At 68.8% G+C, this 22,316-nt stretch carries 16 protein-coding genes and 2 pseudogenes; 10 read left to right on the forward strand and 8 right to left on the reverse strand.

All coding sequences use genetic code 11. The features are described 5' to 3' along the window. Positions 1-123 precede the first annotated feature (123 nt). The 5 genes from BN971_RS15425 to BN971_RS15445 all read left to right on the forward strand — a co-directional run bounded on the left by BN971_RS15425 (position 124) and on the right by BN971_RS15445 (position 7,064). On the forward strand, positions 124-885 hold the full coding sequence (locus BN971_RS15425; RefSeq protein WP_085179489.1) for a spirocyclase AveC family protein: 762 nt from the start codon (positions 124-126) through the stop codon (positions 883-885). Positions 886-889: 4 nt separating this feature from the next. Next, complete coding sequence (locus BN971_RS15430; RefSeq protein ID WP_085179278.1) at positions 890-2,086, forward strand: cytochrome P450; 1,197 nt, start codon at positions 890-892, stop codon at positions 2,084-2,086. Positions 2,087-2,118: 32 nt separating this feature from the next. Beyond that, positions 2,119-3,228, forward strand: coding sequence for an NAD(P)H-dependent amine dehydrogenase family protein (locus BN971_RS15435; protein ID WP_085179277.1), 1,110 nt, complete (start codon positions 2,119-2,121; stop codon positions 3,226-3,228). A 254-nt stretch (positions 3,229-3,482) separates the two neighbouring features. Next, the gene (locus BN971_RS15440; protein ID WP_085179276.1) at positions 3,483-5,624 is read left to right on the forward strand and encodes a PPE family protein; all 2,142 of its coding nucleotides are present in this window, start codon (positions 3,483-3,485) and stop codon (positions 5,622-5,624) included. 147 nt (positions 5,625-5,771) lie between these two features. After that, positions 5,772-7,064: an NRAMP family divalent metal transporter gene (locus BN971_RS15445; RefSeq protein WP_085179275.1), complete on the forward strand. Its 1,293-nt coding sequence runs from the start codon at positions 5,772-5,774 to the stop codon at positions 7,062-7,064. Positions 7,065-7,076: 12 nt separating this feature from the next. On the opposite strand, the gene BN971_RS15450 is transcribed toward BN971_RS15445, so the two are convergent. Together BN971_RS15450 and BN971_RS15455 are read right to left on the reverse strand one after the other, a co-directional pair. Next, complete coding sequence (locus BN971_RS15450; protein WP_085179274.1) at positions 7,077-8,084, reverse strand: cation diffusion facilitator family transporter; 1,008 nt, start codon at positions 8,082-8,084, stop codon at positions 7,077-7,079. Positions 8,085-8,175: 91 nt separating this feature from the next. Further along, positions 8,176-9,486 carry a hypothetical protein gene (locus BN971_RS15455; protein WP_090350274.1) on the reverse strand — a complete coding sequence of 437 codons (1,311 nt, stop codon included), beginning with the start codon at positions 9,484-9,486 and terminating at the stop codon, positions 8,176-8,178. Between the two features lie 127 nt (positions 9,487-9,613). Here BN971_RS15455 and BN971_RS15460 point away from each other — a divergent pair, with 127 nt between their 5' ends. Then, positions 9,614-11,056: an amidase gene (locus BN971_RS15460; RefSeq protein WP_085179273.1), complete on the forward strand. Its 1,443-nt coding sequence runs from the start codon at positions 9,614-9,616 to the stop codon at positions 11,054-11,056. Between the two features lie 26 nt (positions 11,057-11,082). Here the strand turns inward: BN971_RS15460 and BN971_RS15465 are convergent, their stop codons facing one another. Together BN971_RS15465 and BN971_RS15470 are read right to left on the reverse strand one after the other, a co-directional pair. Next, the gene (locus BN971_RS15465) at positions 11,083-12,315 is read right to left on the reverse strand and encodes a cytochrome P450 (protein WP_085179487.1); all 1,233 of its coding nucleotides are present in this window, start codon (positions 12,313-12,315) and stop codon (positions 11,083-11,085) included. 144 nt (positions 12,316-12,459) lie between these two features. Further along, complete coding sequence (locus BN971_RS15470) at positions 12,460-13,350, reverse strand: NYN domain-containing protein (RefSeq protein WP_085179272.1); 891 nt, start codon at positions 13,348-13,350, stop codon at positions 12,460-12,462. A gap of 90 nt (positions 13,351-13,440) precedes the next feature. Here BN971_RS15470 and BN971_RS15475 point away from each other — a divergent pair, with 90 nt between their 5' ends. Continuing rightward, positions 13,441-14,313, forward strand: a complete 873-nt coding sequence (locus BN971_RS15475) for an alpha/beta fold hydrolase (protein ID WP_085179271.1) — start codon at positions 13,441-13,443, stop codon at positions 14,311-14,313. 55 nt (positions 14,314-14,368) lie between these two features. Here BN971_RS15475 and BN971_RS15480 read toward each other — a convergent pair whose 3' ends face one another. The 3 genes from BN971_RS15480 to BN971_RS15490 form a co-directional block, all read right to left on the reverse strand. Further along, on the reverse strand, positions 14,369-14,881 hold the full coding sequence (locus tag BN971_RS15480; protein ID WP_139027115.1) for a DUF5994 family protein: 513 nt from the start codon (positions 14,879-14,881) through the stop codon (positions 14,369-14,371). A gap of 237 nt (positions 14,882-15,118) precedes the next feature. Beyond that, positions 15,119-16,378 (reverse strand): cytochrome P450, encoded by a 1,260-nt coding sequence (locus BN971_RS15485; protein ID WP_085179270.1) that lies wholly within the window; start codon positions 16,376-16,378, stop codon positions 15,119-15,121. Positions 16,379-16,463: 85 nt separating this feature from the next. Further along, positions 16,464-18,659: an FUSC family protein gene (locus tag BN971_RS15490; RefSeq protein ID WP_085179486.1), complete on the reverse strand. Its 2,196-nt coding sequence runs from the start codon at positions 18,657-18,659 to the stop codon at positions 16,464-16,466. 64 nt (positions 18,660-18,723) lie between these two features. Here BN971_RS15490 and galT point away from each other — a divergent pair. The 3 genes and pseudogenes from galT to BN971_RS15505 all read left to right on the forward strand — a co-directional run bounded on the left by galT (position 18,724) and on the right by BN971_RS15505 (position 21,690). Next, positions 18,724-19,841: pseudogene (gene galT / locus BN971_RS15495) on the forward strand (galactose-1-phosphate uridylyltransferase). Next, positions 19,838-20,943, forward strand: a pseudogene (locus tag BN971_RS15500) (galactokinase). The pseudogenes galT and BN971_RS15500 overlap by 4 nt, the downstream one beginning before the upstream one ends. Positions 20,944-21,039: 96 nt before the next feature. After that, positions 21,040-21,690, forward strand: a complete 651-nt coding sequence (locus BN971_RS15505) for a PAS and ANTAR domain-containing protein (protein ID WP_085179267.1) — start codon at positions 21,040-21,042, stop codon at positions 21,688-21,690. On the opposite strand, the gene BN971_RS15510 is transcribed toward BN971_RS15505, so the two are convergent. Beyond that, complete coding sequence (locus tag BN971_RS15510; RefSeq protein ID WP_085179266.1) at positions 21,687-22,169, reverse strand: hypothetical protein; 483 nt, start codon at positions 22,167-22,169, stop codon at positions 21,687-21,689. The two genes, BN971_RS15505 and BN971_RS15510, sit on opposite strands and share 4 nt — an antisense overlap. Positions 22,170-22,316 lie beyond the last annotated feature (147 nt).

Here is a 22,316-nt window from a genome sequence, read left to right on the forward strand (position 1 = left end):
GGGCGCAGTCATCATGCTAGGCACGCTGTTCGGGCTGATCGCCCTGGCTTACGGCCTGGTCCTGCGCTACGACCCGGAGTCTCGGCGCGATCGAAGCCGGGAGAACCGCCCGTGACGCCGCTGATGGCGGGGGCCATGTACTTCGCCTACGTCACCGGCACCGCGTTCCTGCTGATCGGGGCGTATCTGAGCGTTCGGCGCCGGCGCGTGCACCCGCTGCTGCTGCTCAGCATTGCGGCCCTGTCGATCTCGTGGATCGAGTCGCCCTACGACTGGGCGATGTACGCCCAGTTTCCGCCCGCCCTGCCCCGGATGCCGTCGTGGTGGCCGCTGAACATGACCTGGGGAGGCTTGCCGTCGTCGGTGCCCATCGGCTACATCTCCTACTTCGTGCTGCCGGCGGTGGTCGGGGCCGCCCTCGGACGACGACTGAGCGCGAGGTTCGGCTGGCGCAGGCCGGTCACCCTCCTCACCGTCGGTCTCGCCGTGGGGTTCTGCTGGGCGTTCTTCTTCAATGCCATCACCGGGGCCCAGCTCGGAAACTTCTACTACGGCTACGTGATTCCGGGCCTGGCCATCTTCGAGGGGACCAAGCACCAATACCCGCTCTATGACTCCCTGGCGATGGGAATCCAGATGATGGTGTTCACCTATCTTCTCGGGCGGACCGATCCCGAGGGCCGCAACGTCATCGAGGCGTGGGCCGACACGAGATCGACGAGCCGGCCGCAGTCGACGGTCCTGTCCGTCGCCGCCGTCGTGGTCGTCGGGCACCTGGTCTATGGCGCGGTCTTTGCGCCCCACCTGATCACGAAGTTGGGCGGCTGGGTGACCGCCGGGCCGTCCGAGCAGTTGTACCCCGGCGCGCCGAACCAACCGCGTTGAGCAAGTGAAAGCCGAACCAGTGAAAGAGCTTTACTACGACCCGTTCGACCACGGCATCGACGACGATCCGTATCCCGTGTGGAAGCGGATGCGCGCCGAGGCCCCGCTGTACTACAACGCCAAGCACAACTTCTATGCGCTGAGCCGCTATGACGACGTCGCGGCGGCGCTGCACGACTGGCAGACGTATCGCTCGGGGCGGGGCACCACCGCCGACGTCTTGTTCAGCGGCATCGAGATACCGCCGGGCATCCTGCTGTGGGAGGACCCCCCGCTGCACGATCTGCACCGGCGCCTGCTGTCGCGCGTCTTCACCCCCCGCCGGATGCTGGCGGTGGAGGGGCTGGTGCGGGACCTGTGTGCGAGAGCGCTGGATCCGCTGCGCGGCGCGGACGGCTTCGACTTCGTGGGCGATCTGGGGGCGATCATGCCGATGCGCGCGATCGGCTACCTGCTGGGCATCCCCGAGGAGGGCCAGCAACGGATCCGCGACCGCAACGACAAGAGCATCGCGGTCGACTCCGAGGGAAGCGCGCTCAGCGCGACCGCCATCGCGGACGCGATCGCCCAGTTCGCCGAGTACATCGAGTGGCGGGCAACGCATCCGTCCGACGATTTGATGACGGAGTTGCTCAACGCGGAGATAGAAGAGCAAGACGGGACGTCGCGCCGCCTGGACCGCACCGAGGTCCTGGCCTACACCGCGATGATCGCCGGCGCGGGCAACGAAACGACCGCGCGGCTCATCGGATTTATGGGTCAGCTCCTCGGCGATCATCCGGACCAGAGAAGACAACTCGCCGCCGACCCGTCGCTGATCCCCTCCGCGGTCGAGGAGACGCTGCGCTACGAGCCACCGTCACCGGTGCAGGCGCGTTACGTCGCCCGGGACACCGAGCTGTACGGACACACCGTGACGGAAGGGTCCTACATGCTGTTACTCAATGCGTCGGCCAATCGTGACGAGACGCGCTTTCCGGACCCCGATCGGTATGACATGCACCGCAAGGCAACACATTTGAGCTTCGGGCAGGGATTGCATTTCTGCCTCGGGTCGGCGCTGGCACGGCTGGAGGCGCGGGTCGCGTTCGAGGAGGTCTTCAAGCGGTGGACCGACTGGGAGGTCGACTACCGGCACGCGAGCAGGGCGCGGACGTCCAGCGTTCGGGGCTGGGCCCGGCTGCCCGTCAAAGCCGGATAACGCTGCCGGGCAATGCAAACGAGGAGGAAGCCATGACCGCAGGGACATACCGCGTGGTGGTTTGGGCGACGGGAGGAATCGGGTCGATCGCCATTCGCACCATCTCCCACCGCCCCGATCTCGACCTCGTCGGCGTGTGGGTGCATTCCGAAGACAAGGTTGGCAAGGACGCCGGCGTGCTCGCCAACGGCGAACCGATCGGCGTGACGGCGACGAACGACGCCGACGCCCTCATCGCACTCGAGCCCGATTGCGTGGTCTACGCGGCCAGCGGACCAGAACGCGACGCCCTCGCGATTCCCGACTACGTGAAACTGCTCGAGGCGGGGATCAACGTCGTCACCACCAGCACCACCCGGCTGGTCAACCCGCACGCCTACGAGCCTTCCGAGTGGCGCGAGCAATTGGCCGCCGCGGCCAAACAAGGACAGGTGTCGCTGTACGCGTCGGGCATCGAACCCGGATTCGCCGCCGACTACCTGCCGCTCGTGCTGTCCACGCAATCGTCCTCAATCGAGACGATCCACTCCTACGAGATCGGGCTCTACGACGACTACGGCGTGCCCGAAATCATGATCAACGGACTGGGATTCGGACAGCCCCTCGACTACCAGCCCTGGGTCGCCTACCCCGGGGCCATCGCCGGCGAGTGGGGCGGCCAGATCCGGTTGATCGGCGACGCCCTGGGCGTCGAGGTGCAGGAAATACGCGAGGGCTTCGATCGCGCGATCACCGACGAGACGCTCGAGGTCGCGATGGGCACGGTCGAGGCGGGAACGTGCGGCGCGCTGCGCATGAAGGCCATCGGCGTGGTCGACGGCCGCGAGGCGATCATCGTCGAACACGTGACGCGGCTGGCCCATAGCGTCGCCCCGGACTGGCCGAGAGGAATCGGCGACCTGTCCTACCGCGTGGTGATCACCGGCGATCCCGACATCGACTGCACACTGGCGGCCACCCTGCGCGACCCCGGTCGGGCCGGGATCGGCTCCATGACCTCCGGGGCGGGCGCGATGGTGGCCACCGCGATGCGCGTCGTCAACGCCGTGCCGTACGTCGTCGATGCCGCGCCCGGGCTACTCAGCTCCGTCGACCTGCCGCTGACCATCCCCACGAATGCGTTTGTCGCGCAACAGGTTTGAGCGGACGTCAGGGGAAGTCGGCTAACCTGGCCCGCGCACCCACCAGGCGTCGTTGCCAATCCCCGTTCGCGGTGAGTCCGTCGGTTGGCCGGCGGCTGCAGCATGCGGACGTGCAAACCGTCCGAGTGAGCGCCGCAATCCCACGTGGGCAAGACCACAGTCCGATATGAGTTAGGTAAGGCTAGCCTGCGCTCGCTGAGTTAGTGTAGCCTTCGCTTACTTTATGTCGGGTCGAGGCCGAGAGGACGCGCGCGATGAGTTTTTTGGTGTTGCCGCCGGAGATCAACTCAGTGCGGATGTATACCGGTCCCGGGTCGGGTCCGATGCTGGCCGCGGCCGCGGCGTGGGATGGGCTGGCGGCCGAAATGGACTCGGCGGCTGAGTCATTCGGGTCGGTGACCTCGGGCCTGGCCGCGCAGGCATGGCAGGGGGCCGCGTCTCGGGCGATGGCCGGCGCGGCGTCAGCGTATGCGGCGTGGTTGGCCGCCGCCGCGGCTCGCGCGCAGACGGTGGCGGGTCAGGCCAAGGCGTCCGCGGCGGTGTTCGAGGCCGCGCAGGCGGCCGCAGTACATCCCTGGCTGGTCGCGGCCAACCGGTCGCAACTCGTGGCGCTGGTGAACTCGAACCTGTTGGGCCTGAGCGCACCGGCGATCGCGGCCACCGAGGCCGAGTACGAGCAGATGTGGGCCCAGGACGTGGCGGCGATGGTGAGCTACCACGGCGGGGCGTCGGCGGCGGTCGCGGCGCTGACGCCGTGGGAGGGGGTGCTGCAAAGCCTGCCGAGCCTCCAAGGCGCGAACCTGGGCCTGGGTAACATCGGCAGCTTCAACCTCGGCAGCGGAAACTACGGGTCGTACAACTTCGGCGGCGGCAACAGCGGCCCGGGTACCACCGGCGGCGGCAACCTCAACTTCGGGTCCGGCAACTACGGATCCTTCAATTTCGGTGCCGGCAACGGCAACTCGCTGTTCAGCGAGGCGACGTCGTATTACAACGTGGGCGCCGCCAACATCGGCCAATTCAACCTCGGCGTCGGCAACATCGGCGGCGGCAACATCGGCTTCGGCAACGGCAGCGCCTATTCGCACGACAATCCCGCCCCTGCCTACTACAACCTGGGCGTCGGCAATCTCGGCAACGGCAACTGGGGCATCGGGAATCTGGGCAACAACAACATCGGCCTGGGCAACCTGGGCAACAACGACATCGGCATCGGGCTCACCGGCAACAACCAGATCGGGTTCGGCGGCCTCAACGCCAACGGTGCCGGGTGGAACATCGGCATTGGCAACAACGGCAGCTTCAACTTCGGTTTCGGCAACACCGGCAACCACAACCTGGGCCTGGCCAACACCGGCAACAACGACATCGGCATCGGGCTCACGGGCGACAACCAAATCGGATTCGGCGGCTGGAACTCCGGCAGCGGCAACACCGGCCTGTTCAACTCGGGCACCGGCAACACCGGATTCCTCAACTCCGGAAGCGGCAACTGGGGCATCGCCAACACCGGCAGTCACAACTGGGGCATGGTCAACTCGGGCACCACCGACACCGGCGTCGGCAACACCGGCAGCACCGAAACCGGCTTCTGGAACGCCGGCAGCAGGAGCACGGGACTGTTCGACGCCGGATCCAACAACTTCGGCGTGCTGGACGCCGGCACCAAAAACGTCGGCTCCTTCAATGCGGGAACCGCCAACACGGGCGACTTCAACTCCGGCCTGAGCAACGTCGGCTGGGGCAACTCGGGCTTTGCCAACGTCGGGCTGTTCAACGCCGGAAGCTGCAACACCGGCGCCTTCAACTCCGGCGGCACCGTCGACGGGGCGGGCAACACCGGCTTCTTCAACTCGGGCGACAGCAACACCGGCTTCTTCAACTCCGGTGACACCAACACCGGCTTGTGGAACTCGGGCAATGGCAACACCGGCTTGTTCGGCACGGGCAGCTACGGCGGCAACTCCGGCTTCGGGAACACCGGCACCGGTAATTCGGGCTTCTTCAACACCGGCGGCGACGACAACTCCGGCTTCTTCAACTCGGCCACCGGCGGCTACAGTTCGGGGTTCGCCAACTCCGGCGGCGGCACCGAGATGGGGTTCTTCAACTCCGGTGGCCACGGCTACAACGTCGGCTTGTTCAATTCGGGCAACGGGGGCGACAACATCGGCATCGGCAACTCGGGGACCGGCGGCGGCAACATCGGCCTTTTCAACACGGACTCCAACCCCAGCGAGGGCGAAAGTGTCGGCGTCTTGATCTCCGGCGACGGCCACGACACGGGCTTCTACAACTCCGGTAGCCGCAACTCCGGTATCGGGAACACGGGCAGCGCGAGCTCGGGTGGCTTCAACGCGGGCAACTCCCAGTCCGGCTTCTTCGACGGGTCGTAGGGCCATGACGGGCTTTCCCGTGATTGCCATCGGGCCGGGTCGAGGGGTAACCCTGACCGCAGGCGGTAGAAGTTAGGCGAGGCTAGTTTATCCTCACACGGGTCGAGCGGTGCCAGCGCTGCCGTCGCCAGAAGGAGTCAGTCGAAGGTGACCGATACAACCGCACAGGTTGCCGATCCATCGGACGCGCCGTCGAAAACGGCGCTCCGCCGCGGCAGGTGGCTGCGGTGGGGGCTGCTGACGGTATGGGGCCCGGGACTCGTGGTGATGCTGGCCGACACGGATGCCGGCTCGCTGATCACCGCCTCGCAGTCCGGCGCCCAGTGGGGCTACCGGATGGTCCTACCGCAGCTGATCCTGATGCCCATCCTCTACGTCGTGCAGGAGATGACGGTCCGGCTGGGCATCGTCACCAAGCGCGGCCACGGCGCCCTCATCCGGGAGCGGTTCGGCCGCGGCTGGGCCTGGTTGTCGGCCTTCACGCTGTTCGCCTCCGCGATCGGCGCGCTGCTCACCGAGTTCGCCGGCGTCGCGGGCGTCGGCGAGCTCTTCGGCGTCTCGCGCTGGGTCAGCATCCCGGTGGCGACCGCGGCGCTGCTGGGCCTGGCGCTGACCGGCAGCTACCGGCGCGTCGAGCGCATCGGGCTCGCCATCGGCGCCGCCGAGCTGGCCTTCCTGGTCGCCATGGTGATGGCACGGCCGGACCCGGCGGCCCTGGTCGAGGGCCTGAAGTCCATGCCGCTGGGCAATTCTGCCTACCTGTTGCTGGTCGCCGCCAATGTCGGTGCGGTGATCATGCCCTGGATGGTCTTCTACCAGCAGGGCGCGGTGGTCGATAAGCACCTGTCGGTGAAGACCATTCGCGCGGCCCGGCAGGACACCGCCGCCGGCGCGGTGCTCACCCAGCTGATCATGATCGCGGTCGTGGTCACCGTGGCCTCGACGATCGGCATGCACAACGGCGATGCGGCGCTGCAAACCGTCGGCGACATCTCCCGCTCGCTCACGCCCTACCTCGGGCGCGTCGGCGGCACGGTGTTGTTCGGCCTGGGCATGCTGGGCGCGGCCCTCGTCGCGGCCATCGTCGCTTCCTTGGCCGGCGCGTGGGGCCTCTCGGAGGTGTTCGGCTGGAAGCACACCCTCAACGAGCGCCCCAACCGCGCGACCGCCAAGTTCTACATCACCTATGCGCTCGCCCACATCATCGGCGCGGCCCTCGTCCTGGCCAGCGTTGACCTGGTCAACCTGGCCGTCGACGTCGAGGTGATGAACGCGTTGCTGCTCCCGATCGTGCTGGGGCTGCTGCTGGCGCTGGAATCCAAGGCCCTGCCCGAGCAGTGGCGCATGCGCGGGCCGCGCAAGTACATCACCTGGACCCTGTGCCTCGCGGTCATCGGTTTCGGGCTCTACATGGTGCCCCAGGCCCTCGGCGGCCTCTGAACGGCGCGCCCGTCATTCGCTGCCGTGTGCGGGATAGGCGTGCACGAGGGCGCTGTCGAGTTTCGGCACGGCGTGGGTCAGTTGGTGTTCGGCGTCATGGGCGATGCCGTGGGCATCCTCCAGGCTCGTGGTGGGGTCGATGTCGAGCTCCGCGTCGGCGTGCAACCGATGTCCGATCCAGCGCATCTTGATGCTGCGAACGCCGCGCACGCCGGGCCGGGCGGCCAGGCATGCCTCCGCGGTGTCGACGAGGTCGGGGTCGACGGCGTCCATCAGCCGACGGAAGATGTCACGCGCGGCGCGGAACAACACCGCCACGATCGCCGCCGTGATGATCAGGCCGACGACCGGGTCGGCCAGCGGATAGCCGAAAGCCACCCCGACGGCCCCGAAAAGCACTGCCAATGAGGTGAATCCGTCGGTGCGGGCATGCAGTCCGTCGGCGATGAGCGCGGCCGAGCCGATGCGGCGGCCGATTCGGATCCGGTAGGCGGCCACGGCCTCGTTGCCGAGGAAGCCGGCGACTCCGGCCGCGGCGACCAGGCCGACGTGGTCGATGGCGACGGGGTGGATGAGCCGCAGGATCGCCTGGTAGCCGGCGACGGCGGCCGACAGCGCAATCATGAGGATGACGAACAGGCCGGCAATGTCTTCGGCGCGTCCGTAGCCGTAGGTATAGCGCCGGGTCGCCGGGCGGCGCCCCAGCGCGAACGCGATCCACAGGGGGAGCGCGGTCAGGGCATCGGAGAAATTGTGGATGGTGTCGGCTGCCAGGGCGACCGATCCGGAGACGACGGCGATGACGACCTGCGCCGTCGCCGTCGCGGTCAGTCCGATCAGGCTGATCTTGACCGCTCGGATACCGATGGCGCTGGACTCCAATGCGGTGTCGACGCGGTCGGCCGCGTCGTGGCTGTGCGGGTTGAGCAGCTGCGCCACCCGGCCGCTAATCCCCTGGTGATGGTGGGCGTACTCGCGGTGGTGGTCGTGCTGGTGCGAGTCCCCGCTATCGGGGGCCATCGTCGCCGGCCCGCCTACTTGCATCTATATGCAGATAGTAGATTAATAGGCCAGCGCGGGCGAGCACGGTTGGGCGGACGTCGAGACCCGGCTAGAACCAGGGCCCGGGAAAGCGGCCGTCCCGGTCCTGCACCATGACGATGTCCTTGCAGTCACCGTTCAGCGCGGCCGAGTTCTCCCCGCGGCACACCAGCGTCCACCCCGATATGCGCGCGAACGGCCGGACCGACCAGGTGGTCGCGATCGGATCGGTCGACGGCAGCGCGAGGACGGCGAAGGTGTTGTTGGTATTGGTGATGTAGAGGTGGTCGCCGAAGAACGCCAGCTTGGCGATCGACATTTTCTTCGCGTCGTCGCGGGTCTTCAGAATTTCCCATTGTTGGCTGCGCAGATTCCACACGCCGAAGCCGAATTGCGAGTTGTCGGATCCGAGACCGTCGACGAACAGCCTGCCGTCCGACAACGTCGCCGCCAGTCCACCGCCGGAAATCCGTTCCGAATCACCGACTTTGATGAGGGATTTGGCGTTGAGGTCATAGAACATGGTCGAAACCACCGGCGGGTTAGTGGAATCCGAGTGCGTGATCTTCACCAGTTTGTCTGGCCCATCGGATAATTCGGCGTCGACGGAGGATATGTCGTTGTCCTGATAGATCGCTTCCCCGCTCGGCCGGCGCAGTTCGGCGCCCGAGGTCTTGCCGGGCTCGGTGTTGCGCTGGAACGCCAGAACGTCCTGCCACACCCGGCCCGGCTGCGGGTCGTTCCACATCGTCGCCAGGTCCGCCGCGGACAACACCGCCGTTCGCGGCGGCGAGGCGGTCGAGTGCCCGTCGGTGAAGGCGTTGACCCACGCCACGCCGGATGCGGTGGAGTCGACGCCCCACTGGTTCCCGGCGGTGAGCTTCAGGTCCGGGGCCGCGGGCACCAGCTCCTTGGTGGCCACTTGCTGACCGGACTTCACGTCATAGGCGTACGCGGTGGTCTTGGCCCCGGTCGTCACCAGGTAGACCACCCTCATGTCCTCGGCGGTGCCCGTGAGCGCGCACATGGCACCGGCGACCGTCTCGTTCGCCGGAATCGCGGGAACCGCCGGCGCCACGTATTGGCCGGTTTTGGTGTCGAATATCTTGGGCCGGATCTCGTCGAGCGCGGATTTGCCGGCCGAGAATTTGTTTGGGCAACCGAAATACGCCGTTCCGCCGTAGCTCTTCCAGTCCTTTTCCAGCGGGCCGGTGATCGGTGCGGCCGCCGGGGCCGCGCTTACCGTGGTGCGCGGGTGAGACGTCGAGCTGGTGGGCGTGAGGGCGGGTGGTGCGGCGGTTTCCGAGCAGGACGAGACGATCAGGCAGGCCGCCGCGAGCGGGGCGAGCCCGCGTTTGGACACAATTCGCCCCCCGACCATTTTCACCAAAGCCCCCCGATTAACTTCGTGTAACCAATCGAGCGTAAAGCCGGGCCGAGGTGGCCGCGACTTGTGGTCCGCGGTTATGCGTCACACGAGCCGATGATCGCGTGGTAGACCAAACGCCATGAGCACTCTGGCCGACGAGACACGCTGGATGGACGCCACGGACCAGGCGGCCCTGGTGGCCCGGGGCGAGGTCACCCCCGGCGAGCTGCTCGAGGCGGCGATCGAGCGGATCGAGCGGTCGAACCCAGCGTTGAACGCGGTGGTCATCGAGTGGTTCGACCACGCCCGGTCGGTGGCCGCCGACCCGGCGCTGCCCACGGGACCGTTCCGCGGGGTGCCGTTCCTGCTCAAGGACCTCTACACGAGCTTCGCCGGCCAGACGCTGTCGAACGGCAACGCGGCGCTGAAGGAGGCGGCCAAGGTCGACACCGCCGACACCACGCTGGTCACCCGGTTCAAGGCGGCCGGCCTGGTGATCGCCGGACGGACGAACAGCCCGGAGATGGGCAGCCTGCCGACGACGCAGCCGCTGGCCTGGGGCGCGACCCGCAACCCGTGGGGCCTGGACCGCACGCCGGGCGGCTCCAGCGGGGGCGCCGCCGCGGCGGTGGCCGCGGGGATGGTGCCGTTCGCGAACGCTTCCGACGGCGGCGGCAGCATCCGGATCCCGGCCTCATGCTGCGGGCTGGTGGGGCTCAAGCCGAGCCAGGGCCGGATCACGGTCGGCCCGGCCCGCGCCGAGAGCGGGCTGGGCGTCGAGCTGTGCGTCAGCCGCACCGTGCGCGACACGGCCGGGCTGCTCGACGCCGTGCGCGGCCCGGGCATCGGCGACTCCGTCATCGCGCCGGCGCCGCGGCGGCCTTACCTGGAGGAGGTCGGGGCCGACCCGGGCCGGTTGCGCATCGGCATGCTCGACCTGCACCCGCGCGGCGACTTCCTGCACGCGGACTGCGTCGCGGCCGTGCGCTCCGCGGCGTCGATGCTCGAGGGCCTGGGCCACATCGTCGAGCCGGTGTGGCCGGCGTGCCTGGCCGATGCGTCGCTGACCCAGAAGTTCATGGCGTTGTGGGCGACGCAGCTGGCGATGGCCGCGCGCGGGTTCGGCGCGACGCTGGGGCGCGAGCTCACGGCCGACGACATCGAACCGGTGAACTGGGTGCTCATCGAACGGGCGCGGCAGGTGACGGCCGTCGACTACGCCGCCGCGCTGGACGCCGGCCACGCGTTCCGCCGCGCATTGCAGCAGTGGTGGGCCGACGGCTGGGACCTGTTGCTCTCCCCGACGGTGGCCGAACCGCCGCTGCCGCTGCGCGAATTCGAGAACAACGCTGATCGGCCGACGGCGCCCATGCGCCGCGGCGGGGAGTTCGCGGCTTTCACGCCGCCGTTCAACATGAGCGGGCAACCGGCGATCAGCCTGCCCCTGCACCGCAACGCCGAGGGCCTACCGATCGGTGTCCAGCTCGCCGCCGCCTACGGGCGCGAGGACGTCCTGATCAACGTTGCGGCACAACTGGAATCGGCGCACCCCTGGTCGGCGGAGCACCCTCCGATCCCCTGAGTGGCTTCGACCCTCGCGGGAACTGGTTACTCGGTGTCGAACTCGATGGGCAGGCTCTTCGGTCCGCTCAGGCTGACCATCGGTTTCCATGGTGCCGGCCCGGCGGTGCGCGGGTTGCACATCCGGCGGGTCAGCACGTTCAAGGCTTCGGCGATCTCACGCCTGGCCAGGTTGGCGCCCAGGCAGTAGTGCACGCCCCCGCCGAAGGTCAGGATCGCCGGCGCGCCCTCGCGGGTGATGTCCACGCGGTCCGGATCGTCGTACACCGCCGGATCCCGGTTGGCCGCCGCGGTGTTCACCAGGACCATGGTGCCCGCGGGGAACAGGTAGCCGTCGAGCTCGGTGTCCTCGACCACCTGGCGCAGCGTCCCACACGCGATCGGCGAGTGCCGCATGGTCTCTTCGACCGCACGCATCGCCAGTTCCGGCCGCCGCCGCAGCAGGTCCCACTGCTCCGGGTGCTCACACAGGACCTGCACCGAGGCGGCCACCTGGTTGCGGGTGGTGTCCGTTCCCGCCAGCAGGAGTCCGCCCGCGAGCATGCGCAGTTCGGCCTGGTTCAGGCGGTCGCCGTCGTCCTCGGCGCGGATCAAATCCGACAGCAGGTCGTCGGTCAGGCTGTCGCGGCGCCGGGCGACCATGTCGTCGACGTAGTCGTCGAGCTGCCCCCACGCCCGCATCACGTCGGCCTCCACCTCGCGCACGTCGACGCTGAACGTGAAGGCCTTGAACACGTCGTCCGCCCACAGCGCAAACTGCCGCCAGTCCTCGCGGGGGGCGCCGAGCAGGGCGCAGATGATGGGCACCGGGTAGGGGCGCGCGATGTCGGCGACGACGTCGCAGCGGCCCGCGTCGGCGACCCCGTCGACCAGCTCGTCCATCACGGCGACCATGGTGTCGTGCAGCCGGGAGATCGCCCGGGGCGTGAAGGCCTTGGACGTCAGCGCGCGCAGGCGGTGGTGCGGGGCGCCCTCCAGACACAGCAGGCTGTTGACCACCTTGTCCCACAACGGTCCGGAGGTGATGCCCTGGGCCTGAAGGTTGATGCCCGGCGGGATCTGGAAACGGGTGTCGCGCAGCACCGAACGGACCATCGCATACGACAGCACCTCGGGTCCGAACGGTCCCAGCGCGACGGGCGCCCGGCGCTGCGCCTGCTGCAACCGGGGGTAGACCTCGGCCGGGGTCTCGTCGACGTCGTAGGCCAGGGTCGGTAGATCGGCGTCGAAAACGCTTGCCGGGGCGGTGCCGACGGCCATGACGGTCTCCTCGCGGACGAGTTTCACACAATGTATGGCCACGGGGAAGGGGTGTCAACGAGATCGCTGTGACGATGTCCTATGCCGCCGGCGCCTCTGCACGACACGCCATACAGACGAAGCAATATGTATTGCCAGGCGGCGTCACTGGGGCGCGCGCAGCCGTACCAGCCGCGTCGTCGACGTCTCGTCCAGCTCGACGAGGTCGGAGCGCGAGCGCAGGAAATCGCTGAATGACTTGAAACCCAGGGACTTTTCGCTGAACGACGGATCCATCCGCTTCATCTGCGCCTTGACCGCGGAGTTGTGCAGCCACTCGACGTCGTCTTTCTCCAGGCCGATCTGCAGGGCGCGCGTCAACAGCGCCGTCGCGGCGGCCTGCGGTTCCGGCGGCTCGGGCTCCTCGGGCTCGGCCGTCCTGGAACGCCGGGTATCCCGCTTCGGGGCGGGCGCCTCGGCGTCGGCCGGGGCGGATTCCGGCGCGGCGGGAACGCCCGGCAGGGCGTCGTAGACGATGAACTCGTCACAGGCCGCCGCCAGGGCCCGGCTCGACGCGCCGGCCACGCCGATGCCCACCACGTACCGGCCGAGCCGCTTGCAGCGCTGGGCCAGCGGGATGTAATCGGAGTCGCCGGACACGATCACGACATGGGTCAGGTCGGGCAGCCGGAACATGTCCTCGACGGCGTCGACCGCGAGCCGGATGTCGGCGCCGTTCTTGCCGTAGGCCGCGGCGGGGAACAGCTGCACCAGGTCGACCGCGCGGGCCACCAACTGCCCGCGGTACCCGGCGTTGATGTCGGCCGACCAGTCCGCATAGGCGCGGGTGAGCACCAGCGTGCCGAACGAGGAGGCGAAATCGAGGATCGCGCCGACGTCCACCGTGGCCCGGGCCTGCCGTTCGGGGTGCAGTTCGAGCCCCTTGGCCTTGTCCCGCTGGAAGGAGGAGCGCCCGTTGAGCTGGTCATACCGCGAGATCACGATGTTGTCGAAGTCGAGGTAGACGGCCACACGGGCGGCGAATGGCTCGGTCATGACCTCATCCTTGCCGAGAGCGGGGCGTTTTCCGTCACGTTTTGGGGCTCAACACGGCGAGAGCGGTCACAAACCGGGTACACCCGCTCAATGAACCAGTTGAAGTTCCTGGAGCTGCACGGCGACCGGGTGGCCTATCGCGACGAGGGCGACGGCGACGTGCTGCTGATGATCCACGGCATGGCCGGCAGCTCGGAGACCTGGCGGGCCGTGATGCCGAAGCTGGCGAAGAAGTTCCGCGTGATCGCCCCGGACCTGCTCGGCCACGGCGAGTCGGCGAAACCGCGCGGTGACTACTCGCTGGGCGCCTTCGCCGTCTGGCTGCGCGATTTCCTCGACGAGCTCGGCGTGGGCCAGGCCACCCTGGTCGGCCATTCCCTCGGCGGGGGCGTCGCCATGCAATTCGTCTACCAGCATCCCGACTACGCCAAGCGGCTGATCCTGATCGGCAGCGGCGGCCTGGGCCCCGATGTCGGGTTCATCCTGCGGCTGCTGTCGGCCCCCGGGGCCGAATTCGTGCTGCCCGTCATCGCGCCCAAGCCGGTGCTGACGGTGGGCAACAAGCTCAGGGCATGGTTCACCGCCGGCGGCATCCGCTCGCCGCGCGGGGCCGAGTTGTGGAGCGCGTACTCCTCGCTGGCGGATCGCGAGACCCGGCAGTCTTTCCTGCGGACGCTGCGATCGGTGGTCGACTACCGCGGGCAGGCGGTCAGCGCGCTCAACCGGCTGCGGCTGCGCGAGGAGCTCCCGGTCATGGCGATCTGGGGCGAGCGCGACGGCATCATCCCCGTCGACCACGCGTACGCCGCGCACGAGGCCCGCGCCGACACCAGGCTCGAGGTGCTTCCCGACGTGGGCCACTTTCCCCAGGTCGAGGCGCCCGCCGAGGTGGTCGAGCTGATCGAGGACTTCATCGCGACCTGCGATCAGCACCAGGTGGAAACCCCGCAACCCAGCGTCTGATCGCCGCATTCTCGGATCGGCCGCCGCGCGTGGTTCGCGTTGCGGCGCCCTGGCGTTAGATCGACGGCTGCGGTTCCGCCGGCGTGGCGCACAGGCCCGGCTCCTGAACCGCTCGCCCGCAGCGGGCGCTTTCCGCACTGGCGGCGTTGACGATGCGATCGGCGGCCAGGAACGGCTCGACCTCGCGCTCGGCCCTCCCGATCGGCAGGTGGGCGGCCCGGCGCAAGACCATCACCGCGAGGGCGGCCGACGTCCGGCTCGGGATCACCATGAGCGCGGCCGAAGCCAGGCTGCCGGTGATCGTCATGATGCGGTAGCCGATCGGCGGAGAGTCCAGCACGCGGGGACGGTTCAGCGAGTCGAGATCGGGTGAGGCGGCCAGCGACGACCAATTGATGGAGATGTCGACGACTCGGCCCAAACGCTTGGACAGCGCCTCGGTGAGCTCGGGCAGCTCGTTGGCCAGCGACGCCGTGTGCGGCCACCATGCGCCGTCCAGATCACCGCCGAGTTCGGACGCCAAGGCCACCCTTACCGGGCTGGCCAGGCGCCGACTACGAGTGCTCATCGTGCAACTGCTCGGTGGTTGGCGATCTGCGATCCATGAAAATCCTTCACTTCGAGCCGATCACACACCGGTGCAGTGATCGGGAACGGATCGGATCTCAGGTGATCGCTGTCGGCCGTTCCAAAACATTGTGTCGGCCGGCGGATTACCGTTGGTACGACGCGGTTCGTGACAGACATTACACCGGGGGCCCCGGATGACACGGCGAACGGGGGGCATGCGGGCTGTTCCGTTCGACTATCGCGCCCGGGGACACGCCCCCTGGTAGCCCACCTGCCAGTGCTTGATGCCGTTGATGAAAGGGGAGCGCAGCCGTTCGGGTTCTCCCGCCGACACCAGCCGCGGCAGGTGGTCGGCGATCGCGTTGAACATCAGGTCAATCGTCATGCGCGCCAGGTTGGCGCCGATGCAGTAATGCGCGCCGGTGCCGCCGAACCCGACGTGCGGGTTGGGGCTGCGCAAGATGTTGAAGCTGTACGGGTCCTCGAAGACCTCCTCGTCGAAGTTGGCGGACCGGTAGAACATCACCACCCGCTGGCCCTTCTTGATCCGCACGCCGCCCAGTTCCGTATCGGCCATGGCGGTGCGCTGAAACGCCGTGATCGGGGTGGCCCACCGGATGATCTCGTCGGCCGCCGTCGCGGGCCGCCGCTCCTTGAACAACTCCCACTGGTCCGGGTGGTCGGCGAAGGCCATCATGCCCTGCGTGATCGAGTTGCGCGTCGTCTCGTTGCCGGCGATGCCCAGAGTGACCACGAACATGCCGAATTCGGCGTCGGAGAGGTGCTGGCCGTCGGCGTCGGCCCGGATCAGCGTGGTGACAATGTCTCGATCCGTTGGACCGGGCTCCGCCGCTTTGCGGCCGGCCAATTGCATTGCGTACCACATCAATTCGCCCGCCGATGTCAGCGAGTCGTGGTCGGCGAACTCGGGGTCCTCGGCGCCGATCATCTGGTTGGACCAATCGAAGAGTTTGCCGCGATCCTCCTGGGGCACACCGAGCAGGCCGGCGATGGCCTGCAGCGGCAACTCGCTGGCCACCTGCCGGACGAAGTCGCCCGACTCCGCGGCCGCCGCGTCGGCGGCGATGCGTTGCGCCCGCTCGGTCAGCTCGTCGCGCAGCCGCTCCACCGCGCGCGGCGTGAAACCCCGGGCGACGATCTTGCGCAGCCGGGCGTGTTCGGGGTCGTCCATCATGATCATCGAGGTCCGGCCGGCCTCGATCTGGGCCTCCGCCAGCCCCTGCGGGTAGCGGGGCACCACCGACTTGGCCGACGAGGAGAACACGTCGGTGCGCAGTGACACTTCCCGCACGTCGCGGTGCCTGATCACCACCCAATAGCCGCCGTCGCCGAAGCCGCCCTGATCCGGCGCCTGTTCGTTCCACCAGATCGGCGCCGTGCGGCGCAATTCCGCCAACTCCTCCGTCGGTAGCCGTTGGGCGTAGATGTCGGGATCGGTGAAGTCGAAGCCCGGCGGGAGGTCCGGAGTAGCCATGGGTTCGCTCCTCACAGAAGGGCTGGCTGTGAGGGGATGGTAGCCCCGCCGACGCGCTCCGCGCGATCTCCTGACCCCGCGAGGCTCAGCGCGCCGCCGCACTGGGCACGTGACTGCGTTCGCGCGCACCGAGGTTGGCGGCCGTGGTGATGACGGCTTGTTCGATCTGACGCAGCGCGTGCACCGCGGTGAGGAACCGCGGGGTATCGGGCCCCGCGCCACCCTGGCCGTCGTGCCGGCGGGCCAGGCTCTCCGCGCAATCGAGCTCGTCGGTCACCGAGACGATTGTCGGCGCATGCGCGCCCTCGATGGCGGCGACCAGAGCGTCGATGTTGCGCCGCGTCTGATCGGCCGCGGCCACGAACGCATCCGCGAATTCCTTTGAGCCGGGCGGTATCTGGTAGCGCTCGGCGCTGTGCGCCAGGGACCGCCCGAAGTGGTCGCAGGCGGCGAACAACCGCAGGCCGCGCCGGACGTTTCGGCGCCCGGCGATGCCGGCGAACCCCGCCAGCAGCGGCTTGGCGCTCACCCGGAACTGCTGCAGCTTGCGGTCGAGCTCGCGCGCCTGCTCGGTGGGGCGCTGCGCCTCGCCCGCGCCGAACATGGTGGCGGTGCAGACCTCGATCAGTTCGGACAGCGCCGTCAGGAACGCGCGGGTGTCGTTGCGGATGGTGGTTCGGGTGTTCGTCGGCAGCACCAGGATCGCGACGGTGGCGCCGATGACGGCGCCGATCGCGGTCTCCTCGATGCGCAGCATCAGCACCCCGAACGAGAACTCGCCGAGCAAGCCGTACATCAAGGCGAGCATCGTGGTGATCCAGAAGGTCATCAGGCTGTAGGTGACCGTCATGAAGTAGAAGGCGCAGAACAGGCAGACGAAGATCGCGACCAGCGAGGCGGTTTTATCACCGGACAGCAAGGTGGCCACCAGGATTCCGCTCGGCACGCCGAGCACGGTCCCCAGCAACCGCTGCCAGCCCTTGGTGAGCGTCTCGCCCCAGGAATTGGTGCCGGCGAAGATGACGAACGCCGCGATCACCGCCCAGTACCAGCGCGCGGGCGACACCAGCTCGCCGGCGACGATCGCCAGCGACGCGGCGACGGCGACCTGGATGGCTTGCCGCGTGGTCGGCAGCAGCCCTCGTGGCTGCTTCGCGCCGGCGGTTTCGCCGACGTCCGGGGCCTCGCCCGCGGGCGTCGGGCCGGCGGCTGCAAGCTCCGCGGTATCCCCGGCCGCGGCGCCCTCGACGATCGCGCGCACTTCGGAGGTCGCCGTCGCGGCGTTGGCGATGGCCAGCGCCAGGCGGCGGACGGCGGCCGCCCCGGTGTCGCCCGGCCCGGTGTCGCCGGGCTGCGTGTCCAGGAGGTGTTGCGCCTGGTTCGCGGCCTGGCGAAGCCCGGCGGGCTCGGGCATGCGGATCGCCCGCGAGAGCTGCGTGAGCGCCGAGACGAGCGCGGCGCGCGTGGCAGGCGGTATGGCGAAGGGGTTTTCGGAGGCAACCTCCGCGGCCCGCCGGCCGGCCGTGGCGACCCACTCGATCGCCAGTTCGGCGTCGAACAGCCAGGGGGTCAGCCGATCACCGGCGATACCCCGCACCGAGGTGGCCTTGGCCTCGTCCTCGATCTGACTTTGCACCAGCAGGACGGTCTCGTTGAGACGGACGGTGCGCGCCCGCATCCGACGTCGGCGCCGCTCGTCGAACCGGCCGGTCCGCACGGCCTCGGCGGCGGCGTCTATCAGTATCGACATCCGCGCCCGCAATGCCCGCAGCGTCGCGCGCAGCACGCTCTCGGGGCGGTCGGGCAGCACGTACGTGCTCATCACATACGTGCACACCGTGCCGACCGCGACCGCGCCGATCATCCACGGCAGTTCCGAAATGCGGGCCCGCAGGTACAGCGTGAAGAAGTAGGCCATGAACGCGACCATGCCCAGGGCACGGCCGCGGGGGCCGAACCTGCGGATGTACACCGCGGCGAACACGACGACGACGAAGGCGGCGTCGCTGGCCACCGGGTGGGGCGAAAGCAGCGCCGCGGCGGTGATGGCCAGGGCGGCGGGCACGGGGAGCAGTGCCATGGTGATCCGCTGCTGGCGCGGGTCCGGCTCGTTGACGGACCGCGACGCCACCATGGTGATGACCACCCCGAGCAACGCGACGGTCAGCGGTTGCCCCGTCGCGCGGGTCAGCAGGAACAGGATGAGCAGGGAGCAGCCGAGCGCGGCCGTCGTGCGCGTGGCCATCCGCAGCCGAAGCAGCCCCGGGTCCGAGCCGATCACCCAATTGCGGGCTCGTTCGTACACAACTGTGATCGGATGACCGCCTCTCTCGTCGCTACCCATCATGGTTCCCGAACCGCGACGCGCTGGCCAGCTGGTCTTCGACATCGTGGGTCCGACCCGGGCGGAGCTGGCCGATGGCCGTGAGCTGCTGTTCTTCGCCCTGCCGGACCACCGTCCGGCGCCGGTCCGCGACCGCCGGCCCCTCCGGCCGCGCGCGCCCGACCAGTCCGAACTGCGGTTCGACCGGTCCACCGGGCAGTGGGTGATCATCGCCGCGCAGCGCCAGGACCGCACCTACAAGCCGCCCCCGACCAATGCCCGCTATGCCCCGGTCCGACTGGACTGACCAGCGAGGTGCCCGCCCCCGACTACGACGTCGTCGTGTTCGAGAACCGCTTCCCGAGCCTATCCGGAGCCGGCGCAACGCCCCGCCCCGGAGATGGCTTCGTCTCCGCGCCCGGCCACGGGCGCTGCGAGGTCATCTGCTTCTCCAGCGAGCACACCGGCTCGTTCGCGGGGCTGGCGCCGGCGCACGCCCGGCTGGTCGTCGAGGCCTGGCGGCATCGCACCGCCGACCTGATGGCCACGCCGGGCATCGAGCAGGTGTTCTGCTTTGAGAACCGCGGCGAGGAAATCGGGGTGACGCTGACTCATCCGCACGGTCAGATCTACGGCTACCCCTACCTGACGCCGCGTGCGGCCACCATGCTGGAGCAGGCGCGCGACCATCGAAAGCGGCACGGCACCAACCTTTTTGAGGACCTGCTGGCATGGGAGGTGGCGGGCGGCGGCCGAGTCATCACGCGCACCGACGCGTTCACGGCGTTCGTCCCGTTCGCCGCGCGCTGGCCCGTGGAGGTGCACCTCTACCCGAACAGGTTCGTGCGCAACCTCGGCGACCTCGACGATGCCGAACTGGATGGCTTCACGCAGGTCTACCTCGATGTGCTGAGGCGGTTCGACCGCATGTATCCGGGACCGCTGCCCTATATCTCGGCGCTGCACCAGTACAGCGACACCGAGCCACAGGCCGAGGGCTACTTCCACGTGGAGTTGATCTCGATCCGGCGCAGCGCCACCAAACTCAAATACCTGGCGGCGTCGGAATCCGCCATGGGCGCGTTCATCGGTGACGTGACGCCCGAAAGCGTCGCCGCCCGGCTCCGGGAACTGGCGTGACGGTGCGCTATGCCGCCCCCGGGCGGATCAACCTGATCGGGGAGCACACCGACTACAACCTCGGGTTCGCCCTGCCGATCGCCCTGCCGCAACGAACCGAGGTCACGTTCACGCCGACGGGCGGCGACGCGATCAGGGTGGTCAGCGACCGGGCGGACGGCCCGGTGCGCATCGCCCTCGACAGCGTGCCGGGAGACGTGACCGGCTGGGCCGCGTACGTCGCGGGCGTGGTGTGGGCAGTGCGCGCGGCCGGCCACCGGTTTCCCGGCGGCGCCATGTCGGTCACCAGTGACGTGCCGATCGGGTCCGGTCTGTCCTCGTCGGCGGCGCTGGAATGCGCGGTCCTGGGCGCGCTGGCCACGGCCGGCGGCCTGCGCCTCGACTACCGCGAGCAGGCGGTCAGCTCGCTCAGCGCGCGGAGAACGAATTTGTCGGCGCCCCAACCGGTTTGCTGGATCAGCTGGCGTCGTTGTACGGCCAGGCCGGCCGGGCGCTGCTGATCGACTTTCGCGACATGAGCGTGCTGCCGGTGGCCTTCGATCCCGAGGCCGCCGGCGTCGCGCTGCTGCTCATCGATTCGCGGGCACGCCACGCGCACGCCGGCGGCGACTACGCCGCGCGCCGCGCGTCGTGCGAGCGCGCGGCCGCCGATCTCGGCGTGTCGTCCCTGCGGGAGGTCCAGGACCATCCGGCGACGGACGCGGCGTCGGCGCTGGCCGCGGTGCGCGACCCCCTCGACGCGCGCCGCGCCCGCCATGTGCTGACCGAAAACCGCCGCGTGCTCGAAGTCGTGGCCGCGCTCGAGGTCGCCGACTTCGCCGCCGCCGGTGGCCTGTTCACCGCCTCGCACGCGTCGATGCGCGACGACTTCGGCATCACCACCGACCACATCGACCTGATCGCCGACACCGCGGTGGCTGCGGGAGCCCTGGGGGCGCGGATGACCGGTGGCGGCTTCGGGGGCTGCGTCATCGCCCTGGTGCCGCTCGACCGCGCGGAAGCCGTCGCCACGGCGGTCCGCAGCGCGACCTCCGAGGCCGGGTTTCGCGAACCCGCCATCGGCCGGACGCGCGCGGCGGCGGGCGCGGCGCCGTGCGCGTGAGGTTGCCTGGTTACTCGCCAGTACCTGTAACCTTGCGGCCATGAGCGGTCACGAAGCGCAGGAGAGCCGGGTGAACCGAGCACAGCAGAGCGCGCAATGGCTGGGCAACTAGGCAGCCAAGCGGTCGAACAGGCGCTCGCCGGTGGGACTCCGCAGCGCGTCGGCCGGTTCCGTTTCTCGTTCGAAGACCTGCGCTGGGAGTGGTCCGAGCAGGTGCAGCGCATGCACGGTTACGAACCCGGAACGGTGACGCCCACCACCGATCTGGTCCTGTCGCACAAGCATCCCGACGATCGCCGGCGAGTCGCCGCCACCATCGATGACATGATCGAGAAGCGCGAGGCATTCAGCACAAGGCACCGCATCATCGACACCGCCGGGATGGTCCACGACGTCATCGTGGTGGGTGACCAATTCTGCAACGGCCGGGGCGAAGTCGTTGGCACGCACGGTTTTTACGTGGATCTGACGGATGACTCCGACACCGAGGACGCGATTACCGCGAGGGTGGCCGCAATCGCCGAACGACGCTCGGCGATCGATCTCAGCAAGGGCATGCTGATGGTGGTGTACGGCATCGACGAGGACGCCGCGTTCAACGTCCTGCGATCGCTGTCCCAGGAGCACAACATGAAGCTGGGGCTGCTGGCCCGCCGGATCGTCGAGGACTTCTCCTCGCGAGGCGGAATCGGCAGCGTTTCGCGCTCGCAGTTCGACCGGCTCCTGCTCAGCGCGGACTCGCCCTAAGGCGCCGGGGTGAGGCGCACCGCCGCCAGCTTCAGCCGGTCGACCGCCTCGGCGAATTCCTCCCGCGCCGGGACCCGGTCGTCGCGGAATTTCAGTCCCATCATGCGCTGCGCGCGCCGCGCTCCGTAGGCCTGCGCGCAACGCAGGAAAAGGTCGGAGACGACATCCCGGTCGCGGATGAGCTCACCGCGCATCGCGGTGGTCCTCCCGTCATACACGACCCGCGCGGGGGCGCCGCCGCGGAAGTTCTGTTTCCACGCCGCACCGGTCAGCGCATAAAGGTCGCCGTCGATCACGTGGGCGCTCAACGGAATTGAGAATTCCCGCCCGGTCTTTCTGCCGGTGAAGCTCAGCACCATCAGTTGCTTGCGGGCAGACCCGGCCAGCGGGGTGCGCAACAGGATGCCGAGGACCGGGTTGACCACACGCAACAGCGCCGACGGGGGGTGCCCGGTGTCCACCGCGTACCGTTGCGTCATGGGGTCCACGCTAGGCCCAACGGTGTGCGAAAGACAGGTCCCGAAAGGCCCGGAGCCGCAGACCGGCTCCCCGGACCTGGCCCGTGAGGGTCGTCCGGTCATCGATCACGTGCGCATCGTTATCTAATTCGTCTCGAATCAACCACG

The sequence above is a fragment of the Mycobacterium bohemicum DSM 44277 genome (assembly GCF_001053185.1).
Classification (GTDB): domain Bacteria; phylum Actinomycetota; class Actinomycetes; order Mycobacteriales; family Mycobacteriaceae; genus Mycobacterium; species Mycobacterium bohemicum.

What these genes read in the sequence shown, in the direction of transcription:
- BN971_RS15425 (WP_085179489.1), top strand. Translation starts at nt 124, where the DNA reads ATGGCGGGGGCCATGTACTTCGCCTACGTCACCGGCACCGCGTTCCTG.
- BN971_RS15435 (WP_085179277.1), top strand. Translation starts at nt 2,119, where the DNA reads ATGACCGCAGGGACATACCGCGTGGTGGTTTGGGCGACGGGAGGAATC.
- BN971_RS15440 (WP_085179276.1), top strand. Translation starts at nt 3,483, where the DNA reads ATGAGTTTTTTGGTGTTGCCGCCGGAGATCAACTCAGTGCGGATGTAT.
- BN971_RS15450 (WP_085179274.1), bottom strand. Translation starts at nt 8,084, where the DNA reads ATGGCCCCCGATAGCGGGGACTCGCACCAGCACGACCACCACCGCGAG.
- BN971_RS15455 (WP_090350274.1), bottom strand. Translation starts at nt 9,486, where the DNA reads ATGGTCGGGGGGCGAATTGTGTCCAAACGCGGGCTCGCCCCGCTCGCG.
- BN971_RS15460 (WP_085179273.1), top strand. Translation starts at nt 9,614, where the DNA reads ATGAGCACTCTGGCCGACGAGACACGCTGGATGGACGCCACGGACCAG.
- BN971_RS15465 (WP_085179487.1), bottom strand. Translation starts at nt 12,315, where the DNA reads ATGGCCGTCGGCACCGCCCCGGCAAGCGTTTTCGACGCCGATCTACCG.
- BN971_RS15470 (WP_085179272.1), bottom strand. Translation starts at nt 13,350, where the DNA reads ATGACCGAGCCATTCGCCGCCCGTGTGGCCGTCTACCTCGACTTCGAC.
- BN971_RS15475 (WP_085179271.1), top strand. Translation starts at nt 13,441, where the DNA reads ATGAACCAGTTGAAGTTCCTGGAGCTGCACGGCGACCGGGTGGCCTAT.
- BN971_RS15480 (WP_139027115.1), bottom strand. Translation starts at nt 14,881, where the DNA reads ATGAGCACTCGTAGTCGGCGCCTGGCCAGCCCGGTAAGGGTGGCCTTG.
- BN971_RS15485 (WP_085179270.1), bottom strand. Translation starts at nt 16,378, where the DNA reads ATGGCTACTCCGGACCTCCCGCCGGGCTTCGACTTCACCGATCCCGAC.
- BN971_RS15505 (WP_085179267.1), top strand. Translation starts at nt 21,040, where the DNA reads ATGGCTGGGCAACTAGGCAGCCAAGCGGTCGAACAGGCGCTCGCCGGT.
- BN971_RS15510 (WP_085179266.1), bottom strand. Translation starts at nt 22,169, where the DNA reads ATGACGCAACGGTACGCGGTGGACACCGGGCACCCCCCGTCGGCGCTG.